A 9,588-nucleotide genomic window follows, 5' to 3' on the forward strand; every position below is an offset into this window, starting at 1 on the left:
CTCCGCTCTCTCCTATTTTGGGCTTTACCGATCTCCAATAGTGACCCCCATTTCTCCGCGCCTCTCCCATTATTGGTTTCATCACTCCTTTATTTTTCCCATTCTCCTATTTCGGGCGTCAATACTCCTGCAAGGCGGCCGTCTTCTAAAGGACCTCCTTTACCTGCTCACCAAAAATAACTCCATGGCGGCCTGCACCTCCAACCTGCCAATTCACCCCATTTTGTAATACATTTCCCACTTTTGACAAATACTTTTCAAATAGAACGGATAAGGCGGTGTACAGAATGGAAGAAGGAAAATTTACTTTCTACCTGGATGATAAAGAAATCGAAGCCAAACCCGGGCAGTCGATTTTTGAGGCTGCGCGGGATTATAATTACTTTCTCCCGGGGATTTGTTCTTCCCAGCCGGATTTGGGGATTGGTGTCATTCAGACGTGCGATACCTGTTATGTTGAGATTGATGGCGAACTTAAAAGGTCCTGTGCGACGAAAGCTGAGCCGAACTTGAAAGTAAGTTCGGTATCAGAGCTGGCTAAGGAAGCACAGCTTGAAGGAATGTCCCGCATTTTAAAAAACCATGAGCTCTATTGCACAGTTTGCGATAACAATAATGGAAATTGTGTAGTTCATAATACGGCTGAGCATTTTAAGATTGAGCATCAGAAGTATGAATTTAAGCCAAAGCCTTACCCTCAAGATAATTCGAATCCTTTTTACCGGTATGAACCGGATCAGTGCATCCTTTGCGGACTTTGTGTGGAGGCATGCCAGGATCTGCAGGTGAGCGAGGTGCTGAGCATTGCCTGGGACCGGGATCAGCCGCGAGTGATTTGGGATAATGATGTGCCAATTAATGAATCCTCCTGCGTATCCTGCGGGCATTGTGTGACGGTATGCCCCTGCAATGCATTAATGGAGAAATCAATGCTCGGCAAAGCCGGCTACCTTACGAATATTCCAAAGCCGCTTCTTGAACCGATGATTGATTTAACAAAAGAAGTTGAGCCAGGCTATAAAGAGATATTTGCTATATCCAATGTTGAGGCAGCAATGCGGGAAGCCCGTATAAAGCGGACCAAAACGGTCTGCACCTATTGCGGTGTCGGCTGCAGCTTTGAGGTTTGGACCAAAGACCGGGAAATTCTCAAAATCCAGCCGTCGCCTGAAGCTCCTGTTAATGGAATTTCAACTTGTGTAAAAGGAAAATTCGGCTGGAGCTTTGTAAATAGCAAAGAGCGCCTCACCAAGCCCCTGATCAGAAAAGGCGAGAAATTCTATGAAGCGACATGGGACGAGGCCCTCTCTTTGATTGCCGATAAATTCACTGGCATCAAAGAAAAAAATGGGCCGGATGCCCTCGGCTTTATCGCATCTTCCAAATGTTCCAACGAAGAAAACTATCTGTTCCAGAAGCTTGCCAGGGCTATTTTTAAAACAAATAACATTGATAATTGTTCCAGATACTGTCAGACACCTGCCTCCATGGGTCTTATCCGCACAGTAGGGATTGGCGGGGACTCCGGCACAATGAAGGATATTGCAAGCTCTGATTTAATCATTGTTGTCGGTGCGAACCCGGCTGAATCACACCCTGTTCTAGCAACTCGTATCAAAAGGGCACATAAATTGGCTGACCAGAAACTGATTGTTGCCGACCTTCGGAAAAATGATCTGGCTGACCGGGCAGATTTACATATTCATCCGAAGCCGGGAACAGATCTTGTCTGGCTTTCAGCCATAACCAAATACTTTTTTGACCGGGGCTGGGAAGCTCGTGATTTTCTAAACAAGCGTGTAAATCAGTTGGATGAATATAAAAAGTCTCTTGAAAAATTTACGCTTGAGTATGCGCAGGAAGTTACAGGGATACCAAAGGAGACTTTAATCAAAATTTCTGAAATGATTCATGATGCCAAAGGTACGTGTATTTTATGGGCCATGGGTGTCACACAGCATTTAGGCGGCACGGATACAAGCACCGCCATTGCCAACCTTCTTTTAGTTACAGGCAATTTTGGCAAGCCTGGTGCAGGCGCCTACCCTCTTCGCGGCCATAATAACGTCCAGGGTGCGAGTGATTTTGGCACCATGCCTACCTGGCTTCCGGGATATCAGCCAATCGAAAATGATGAAATACGCACCCGCTTTGAACAGGTCTGGGGTACTGAACTCCCTAAGAATCCCGGTCTTAACAATCACCAGATCGTAGAGGCCATCCAGGCTGGCAAAGTAAAGGGCATGTACCTTTTTGGGGAAGAAATGGGCCTGGTGGATTCAAATATCAATTATGTTCACGAAGCATTTGAAAAACTGGATTTCTTTGTTGTGCAGGATATTTTCTTTTCGAAAACGGCCCAATTTGCGGATGTGATTCTGCCGGCAGCGCCAAGTCTCGAAAAAGACGGCACCTTCACAAATACAGAACGGCGAATCCAGAGATTCAATAAAGTTTTCGAGCCGCTCGGGGACAGCAAAGCGGATTGGCTCATCTTTCAGGAGCTGGCAAACAGGCTTGGAGCAAACTGGCATTATAAAGATCCTGGTGAAATCATGGATGAAGCGGCTAAGCTTTCACCTGTCTTTGCCGGTGTGAGCTACAAGCGCCTTGAAAACTGGGAAAGCCTCGTTTGGCCTGTTGCACCAGATGGAACGGATACACCTTTGCTTTATCAGGATCAGTTCCATTTTCCCGATGGAAAAGCCCGTTTAATCACAGTGGATTGGACTCCTCCATTTGAAGCAGGAGAGGAATATGACCTTCACTTGAATAACGGAAGAATCCTGGAGCATTTTCATGAAGGCAATATGACCTACCGATCTGAAGGCATCTCCTATAAAGTGCCGGAGCTTTGGCTTGAGGTTTCTCCAGAGCTGGCAGAGGAACGAAATATTAAAACAGGCAGTCTTGTGCGCCTGACCTCCCCTTATGGCCATGTCAAAGTAAAAGTGTGGGTAACAGATCAAGTAAAAGGAAAAGAACTGTATTTACCGATGCATACAACTGAAGGAATGGGTGCAGTGAATAAGCTGACCAGCAGCTATCATGACAAAATCACCCATACGCCAAACTACAAGGAAATGCAGGTGAAAATGGAAGTGCTGGAACGTGACGGCGATTCACCGCTTCCTCATCACAACTTCCGGTTCGGCAACCCGCAGCCGCATATTGGCGTCGAAACAGAGAAAAAATGGAGCCGGGACGACTTCATCTCTATTCCGGAAATGCTGAAAAAGGAGGGTATCTACGATGGCGAAAGCGATCAAGCAAATTGAACTGGTTCAGCCTTCTGCCGAGGAAGAGCAAGCACAGGATATAGCGGGTCTTTTAACACAGCTAAGCCAGAACCGTGAGGCCATCTCAAGTGCCATTGATATCATCGGTCAGCTTCAAAGATCTGGGATACTTGATATTATTCAGGGATTCCTGCATTCAAAAGAAAAAGTAGCTGCCATTGCGATTGACCAGATGAACCAGCCAAACATGCACAACATTATACGCAACGGTTTTAATACGGTCGATTTTCTGGGCTCCCTTGATCCCCAGCAGATGAATATCTTGATGAGTGCTGTCACTAAAGGCCTTGATGAATCGGCAGAAGTGATGAAAACAAATAAAAAGACAGGTGTACTCGGCCTTATGAAGGCAATGCATGATCCTGACATTAATCTGGCCATCCATTCTATGCTTGGTTTTCTAAAAGGAATGGGCAAGGAAATGGGAAAAGAGCACAGCCATTACAAAACAGGAGAGTGATTTTTAATGATTACTCGAACAGTATCTATTGAAAACATGGACAGGACGGATGAAGAAAAACTAAACAAAGCCCTGTCTGATGTGTGGGGTGTCCGGAAGATTAAAATTAACTCCATAAGTGGTGAAGCAGTCATTTCCTTTGATGAAGATGCTGCCTCCTTCATGGATTTTGAGCAGGCGATCAAGGACTGCGGATATAACATTCTATCCAGTCAATAGTTAGGAGGTATTTGTTTGGCAAATGTTTGTGAAATCTGCGGACAAAGGGAAGAAACAGATCGGGAAGAAAACAGCTTTGATATGCTGATCATTTGCCCGGATTGCTCCAATGACCGTGTACATCCATTTTCATTTGAAAACTAAAAGGACTCCTGCCGGGTATTCTGGCAGGAGTTCATTTTTATTCCGTAACAAGCTGACCCTGTGTGTTTTCCTCCTTCTTCGAACTTCTGATTTTTTTAATGTCGCGCTTCATCAGCAGTGAAATAATAAAGCCAATAGCAAGCAAAGTGCCAAATACATAGAAGGTAATCGTATAGCTTTGTGTATTTTCGTATATGCCTGAAACCAGCATCGGCCCGACCACACCTGCGAGCGACCAGGATGTAAGCAGATAGCCATGAATCGCACCAAGCTGTTTGGTTCCAAACAGGTCTCCGATAAAGGCCGGAAGTGATGCAAATCCGCCCCCATAGCATGAAACAATGATATAGAGTAAAACAGAAAAGATAAACGAGTTTGTAATGAATGGAAGAATGAAGAATGCTGCCACCTGGATCAGGAAGAAGGACATATATGTATTTCCTCTTCCAAGATAATCGGATGCAGATGCCCAGCCGATTCTTCCGCCTCCATTAAAGAGACCCATTATGCCAACGATGCTAGCTGCGGTGATGGCGCTCGCTCCAGTGATTTCCTGTGCCATTGGTGCGGCTACGGAGAGAATCATGATGCCTGCAGAAATATTGATAAACATCATTATCCAGAGCAGCCAGAAACGCTTCGTCTTAATTGCTTCATTAGCAGTCAGCTGTGCCAGGTCCGCTTTTACCGGATGTTCCTCCCTGTTCTCCTCCATTCCTTCGGGTGCCCATCCTTCAGGCGGCTTCGCGATATAAAGTGCTCCCAAAATCATCAGAACAAAATAACTGATCCCAAGGATGTAGAAAGTTGTCGGAATCGATGTGGCAATCATTAATCTGCTGGCAATCGGGCTTGTAATGAGGGCCCCCGCACCAAATCCCATAACCGCCATCCCGGTGGCAAGTCCCCTTCTGTCCGGAAACCATTTTACTAATGTGGAGACAGGTGCAATATAACCAAACCCGAGTCCCAGTCCCCCAATGACACCAAAGAAAATCAGGAAAAGAATGTAATTCTCCAGTTGAATAGAAAAACCCGTTCCAATAATGCCAACTCCAAAGAATACTGCTGCGATCATGGCTGACACTCTCGGCCCACGCTTTTCTACAAACCGGCCAAAAAAGGCGGCCGCAATTCCCAAAATGAAAATGGCAATGGTAAATGCCAGTGAGACATCGGTTTTTTCCCAGCCAAGCGTTTCTTTCAAAGGATTTTGATAAACGCTGTACGCGTACACCGAACCAATTGATAAATGAATAGCGACAGCTGAAAGAGCAATCAGCCATCTGTTCTTGTTCGCCATAAATAACCCCTTTCCCTAATAATTGTCTTATTTATTCCCCTAATAAGGAATGTTCTGCATGCTATTTTTTAACTTCCCAAAAAAGCCTGTCTCTAATCCTTCTAGAGACAGGCTTTCTGAAAATCACTGTGATAAAAAACCCTTTTTTAATAAATAGATTTCTGTTCTGTAATTTGTTACAGCCGCCTCAAATGGCAATTCTCCTGCAAATTTTTTCACAATATTATGGAATGTGACAGAGGAAATGATCTGCATCATGTGAAAAAGCTCCTGCTCATCCATAACATTCAGCTTTTCCTTATTAATAAGGTTGCCGATTTTCCTGAAGTTCTCATTCAAATCATTTTCACTGAAGCTTCTTGCCATAACAGTTTCGATCCTGTGAGTCATATTAAGAAACAAATTCCTCAAAAACTGCAGATTTTCTTTTTCTTCTGTAATGATGGCTGTATAAAAATCAATCATCGCATCAAAAATATCACCATTATTTTTGCGGAGTGTTTCCAGAAAGTGCATCTTATAAGCAGACACATGGCTATTCAATAAATAGAAAAATGCATCTTCTTTGTCATCAAAATACTGATAAAAGCTCCCACGGGGAATTTTGGCGTCCTTTATGATATTAGATATGGATGCCTGATTCAGCGGAACACGTGCAAATTCCTTTTTGGCTGCATGGACTAAGTTCTCCCGTTTATCTTCAGGTAAATTGAAAAAAGTAATTTTCGGCAAATTCTATTCCTCCTTATTGCCAGTCCCTTTTTTCCTCATTTAAGAATTGGATAAAGTAAGGAATTGCCTTTCTCGGGTTCTCATTGATCATGGTTTGATATCTCGCTTTAATTGGTTCTGACGCCCAATGGCTTTTAGAAATTCGATCTTTTATATACTGTGTGCTCCGTTTTTGGATTTCCTTCTGCTGATGCTTCCCTTCTTTCGAAAGCGCGAAACCGAGCGCACCTATAATGGCATAAATAAATATGGTTAACGGTGATGCTTTCTCATCCTGAACGGTGAAAAATAAAGTCATGAGATTGATTAATGACAGAATAATCAATGGTGTTGACCAAAAGATATATCTGGATGCTTTTTTCATTAGGGGAGATACGATTTCTTCAAGCTGCTTCAGTTCTCTTTTTATGAAATTCGGCATATCTGTCCACACTTGCATCTATTTCGTCTCCTTTAAGTAGTAATTCCTTTCTTGGCCAGCAGAAATTTCAGGCTTTCAGTTGAAATCTTGATGGCTTCCTCTTTATGATCCAGCTGTTTTAGAGCAATCATTTCTTCGTGGATGTTCTCCATTTTCCGATCGAGGCGTGAAGCCGTGTCAGCTGCCTCTTTCAGTTCATTCTTTATTCTTTGCGGAATTTCTTTGTTGTACTTGTAGTAAATCTTGTGCTCAAGGCTTGCCCAGAAGTCCATGGCAATGGTTCGGATTTGAATCTCCACCGGTACCAGATCTTCCCTGTCTGACATAAAAATAGGAATTTGGACAATCAAGTGGAGGCTTTGGTAACCATTCGGCTTTGGCTGCTGAATATAATCCTTGCATTCAAGAACGGTTATATCTTTCTGGCTTGCAATCATAGCTTTGATTTTATAAATATCAGATACAAAGGAACATGTAATGCGTACTCCGGCAATATCCCTGATGTTTTCCTTAATGGATTCAAGGGAAATCTCCAGCTCTTTTCTTTGCAGCTTTTTAAATATGCTATCAGGAGATTTAATGCGTGATTTGACATGTTCAATCGGATTATAGTCATGCACGTACTGAAATTCCTCTTTCAGGATATTTAATTTCGTATTTATTTCTTCTAATGCAAACTTGTAGGACATCATAAAACGAACTAAATCTGTCCTAAGTTCCTTTAAGGTTATTTGCTCAGGCATATTTGTGACCATAGGGACTCCTTCTAATTTTCGCCTTATGTTTGGCTTGCTTAAAATGAGATGGCTTTTTGCAGATTGAGGCATTTACCCCCTGATTCTGCAGCTTGGAAATAATCAATGGAATACTCGACAATGCTATTCACCTCGATGTGACACTGTGTCATTCTTACAATTGAATTTTATATGACAACGTGTCACATGTCAATTGATTATGATATGTTGTCACAAATTCGCCTTGTATTATAGGATACGACATAGCTTTAGCCTATTTACATTACACCAATGTGAGCAGTATAATGGATAAATAATTAATTAGTTACTCTAGATAACTATTACTCACAGTAACCAAATAAGGAGGTTTTTCAAATCGAAACATTTCAGCGGTTTTTTCATCAGCTCGTCCTGTTGTATCGCCCTTTTGAAAACAGGCTGAACAACGAGTTAAGCAAGCATCAATTATACCGGGCGCAATGGTCCATTATGTATTACTTGTTTAATGATGGTTCTATTACCTTGGTTGAGCTGTCTCATTATCTTGGCGTTGAAAAGCCAACGGTGACAAGAACGATTGCTAAATTAGAGGAAATGGGATATTTGGAGCCTGTGCCGACAAAAGATAAACGTGAAAAAAGAATGCAGCTGACCGCTACTGGCAGGAAGGTTTATCAAGAGGTTCGCGCTGCTATTGATGAATTTGAAAAAGAGATTTTGAAAGGAATTTCTGAGGAAGAACAGCTCGAAGGGATTCGTCTAATGAGTGAAATACGCAAAAATTTAATACAGGGAGAGTTTTAAATTGAATCAGCCTAGACCAAAGTTATGGACAAAGGATTTTATTATCGTTTCATCCGTTAATTTTTTATTAACATTAATTTTCTATTTACTGATGGTGACCATTGCAGTTTTTGCGGTGGATTACTATAGTGCCACAACCAGCCAGGCCGGGCTTGTGACAGGCATTTTTATTATAGGTACGCTGATTGGCAGGCTTTATATCGGGCGGGCCATTGATACCATCGGCCGTAAGAAAACTCTTTTTATCGGCTTGATCTTATTTACATTGACGACGCTATTATATTTTGTGAACATCGGGATTGCTTTCCTGCTGGGCACCAGGTTTATACACGGCATTGCTCTAGGTGTCGCAAGTACGGCGACCGGTACTATCGCTGCTCAAATTATACCAGCACCGCGTAAAGGTGAAGGAATTGGCTATTTCAGCATGAGTACAACTCTGGCGACAGCTGTTGGCCCATTTATAGGGTTATTGATGATGCAAAAGGTATCTTTCCAGCTGATTTTTGCCTTCTGTCTGATCATTGGCATAATTGCTTTGATTACATCCTTCTTTTTATATGTTCCTGCCATAGAAACCTCTGGTGTGAAAAAGCAAGGATTCCAAATTTCCAGCTTTATTGAGCCAAAAGCAGTCCCGATTGCATTCATCACATTGGCAATCGCATTTGGTTATTCCGGGGTCCTTTCTTTTATCAATTTTTATGCGATAGAAGTCGATTTAGTGGAGGCTGCGAGCTTTTTCTTTCTCATCTACTCTGCCGCTGTCCTGGTTTCACGTCCATTTACCGGTCGGCTGATGGATCTTAAAGGTGCCAATTATGTCATGTACCCAGCATTTATCTTATTTGCGGCCGGCATGTTTGTACTGAGCACAGCAAGCAGCAGCTTTACCCTGCTTTTAGCTGGAGCGTTGATTGGGCTTGGCTTTGGGAACATGCAGTCGTGCACCCAGGCAGTGGCCGTCAAGCTGACACCCGCTCATCGTATGGGGCTGGCGACGTCAACGTTCTTTATTTTCCTTGACGCAGGACTGGGATTTGGACCTTATTTGCTTGGATTCATAATTCCGGTTACAGGCTATGGCAAGCTCTATGGAATGATGGCCATATTTGTATTATTATCAGCGATTTTATACTATTTCCTTCATGGGAAGAAGGAATCCGTTATTATGAAGAAAGTGAACAAATCGGTTTCAGCCTGAAAATAAAGCATTGCAAAATTGAAAAAGAGTCATGGACCCACTGTTAATGGGTTCCGTTTTGAGGTGCTTTTCTAAAAATATGCACCAAAAGACAGTTCTTTTGACATCTCAAATGGCAAATAAAAAAGCAAAACTCGCCCCTGGTCAAGCCCCCATATAGTGGAGATATTAAAAAACCGGAGCTGTTTCCTTTTGGAAATGGCTCCCTTTCGGTTTTATTTTAGTTATTTCATTCTTTTTATTTACTTGACATGGAGCCTCGTCACGC

General features: G+C 42.8%; 10 protein-coding genes. 6 read left to right on the plus strand and 4 right to left on the minus strand.

Annotation, left to right across the window (positions count from 1 at the left end; genetic code table 11):
* Positions 1 to 287: 287 nt before the first annotated feature.
* The 4 genes from fdhF to M3205_RS25695 are packed head-to-tail and all read left to right on the plus strand — an operon-like array spanning position 288 to position 4,122.
* Complete coding sequence (gene fdhF, locus M3205_RS21170) at positions 288 to 3,278, plus strand: formate dehydrogenase subunit alpha (RefSeq protein WP_251171695.1); 2,991 nt, start codon at positions 288 to 290, stop codon at positions 3,276 to 3,278.
* Positions 3,253 to 3,759 carry a helical membrane plugin domain-containing protein gene (locus tag M3205_RS21175; RefSeq protein WP_251171696.1) on the plus strand — a complete coding sequence of 169 codons (507 nt, stop codon included), beginning with the start codon at positions 3,253 to 3,255 and terminating at the stop codon, positions 3,757 to 3,759. Before fdhF ends, M3205_RS21175 begins: the two co-directional genes overlap by 26 nt.
* 6 nt (positions 3,760 to 3,765) lie before the next feature.
* Positions 3,766 to 3,978: a heavy-metal-associated domain-containing protein gene (locus M3205_RS21180; RefSeq protein WP_251171697.1), complete on the plus strand. Its 213-nt coding sequence runs from the start codon at positions 3,766 to 3,768 to the stop codon at positions 3,976 to 3,978.
* Between the two features lie 15 nt (positions 3,979 to 3,993).
* Positions 3,994 to 4,122, plus strand: coding sequence for a hypothetical protein (locus M3205_RS25695; RefSeq protein WP_285886781.1), 129 nt, complete (start codon positions 3,994 to 3,996; stop codon positions 4,120 to 4,122).
* Between the two features lie 37 nt (positions 4,123 to 4,159).
* Here the strand turns inward: M3205_RS25695 and M3205_RS21185 are convergent, their stop codons facing one another.
* The 4 genes from M3205_RS21185 to M3205_RS21200 form a co-directional block, all read right to left on the minus strand.
* Positions 4,160 to 5,425, minus strand: a complete 1,266-nt coding sequence (locus M3205_RS21185; RefSeq protein ID WP_251171698.1) for an L-lactate MFS transporter — start codon at positions 5,423 to 5,425, stop codon at positions 4,160 to 4,162.
* 123 nt (positions 5,426 to 5,548) lie between these two features.
* A complete protein-coding gene (locus M3205_RS21190) occupies positions 5,549 to 6,157 on the minus strand; it encodes a TetR/AcrR family transcriptional regulator (protein WP_251171699.1) in 609 nt (202 codons plus the stop codon).
* A gap of 13 nt (positions 6,158 to 6,170) precedes the next feature.
* The gene (locus M3205_RS21195) at positions 6,171 to 6,596 is read right to left on the minus strand and encodes a DUF5392 family protein (protein ID WP_251171700.1); all 426 of its coding nucleotides are present in this window, start codon (positions 6,594 to 6,596) and stop codon (positions 6,171 to 6,173) included.
* Between the two features lie 14 nt (positions 6,597 to 6,610).
* Positions 6,611 to 7,333: a GTP pyrophosphokinase gene (locus M3205_RS21200; RefSeq protein ID WP_251171701.1), complete on the minus strand. Its 723-nt coding sequence runs from the start codon at positions 7,331 to 7,333 to the stop codon at positions 6,611 to 6,613.
* Between the two features lie 393 nt (positions 7,334 to 7,726).
* Here M3205_RS21200 and M3205_RS21205 point away from each other — a divergent pair, with 393 nt between their 5' ends.
* Complete coding sequence (locus M3205_RS21205; protein ID WP_251171702.1) at positions 7,727 to 8,116, plus strand: MarR family winged helix-turn-helix transcriptional regulator; 390 nt, start codon at positions 7,727 to 7,729, stop codon at positions 8,114 to 8,116.
* 1 nt (position 8,117) lies between these two features.
* Complete coding sequence (locus M3205_RS21210; RefSeq protein WP_251171703.1) at positions 8,118 to 9,320, plus strand: MFS transporter; 1,203 nt, start codon at positions 8,118 to 8,120, stop codon at positions 9,318 to 9,320.
* Positions 9,321 to 9,588: the final 268 nt, after the last annotated feature.

This window comes from Cytobacillus firmus (genome assembly GCF_023715565.1).
In the GTDB taxonomy this organism is placed as follows: domain Bacteria; phylum Bacillota; class Bacilli; order Bacillales; family Cytobacillaceae; genus Cytobacillus; species Cytobacillus firmus_C.

Coding starts and splice junctions, on each gene's coding strand:
- fdhF (WP_251171695.1), top strand. CDS start 288: ATGGAAGAAGGAAAATTTACTTTCTACCTGGATGATAAAGAAATCGAA.
- M3205_RS21175 (WP_251171696.1), top strand. CDS start 3,253: ATGGCGAAAGCGATCAAGCAAATTGAACTGGTTCAGCCTTCTGCCGAG.
- M3205_RS21180 (WP_251171697.1), top strand. CDS start 3,766: ATGATTACTCGAACAGTATCTATTGAAAACATGGACAGGACGGATGAA.
- M3205_RS21185 (WP_251171698.1), bottom strand. CDS start 5,425: ATGGCGAACAAGAACAGATGGCTGATTGCTCTTTCAGCTGTCGCTATT.
- M3205_RS21195 (WP_251171700.1), bottom strand. CDS start 6,596: ATGCAAGTGTGGACAGATATGCCGAATTTCATAAAAAGAGAACTGAAG.
- M3205_RS21200 (WP_251171701.1), bottom strand. CDS start 7,333: ATGGTCACAAATATGCCTGAGCAAATAACCTTAAAGGAACTTAGGACA.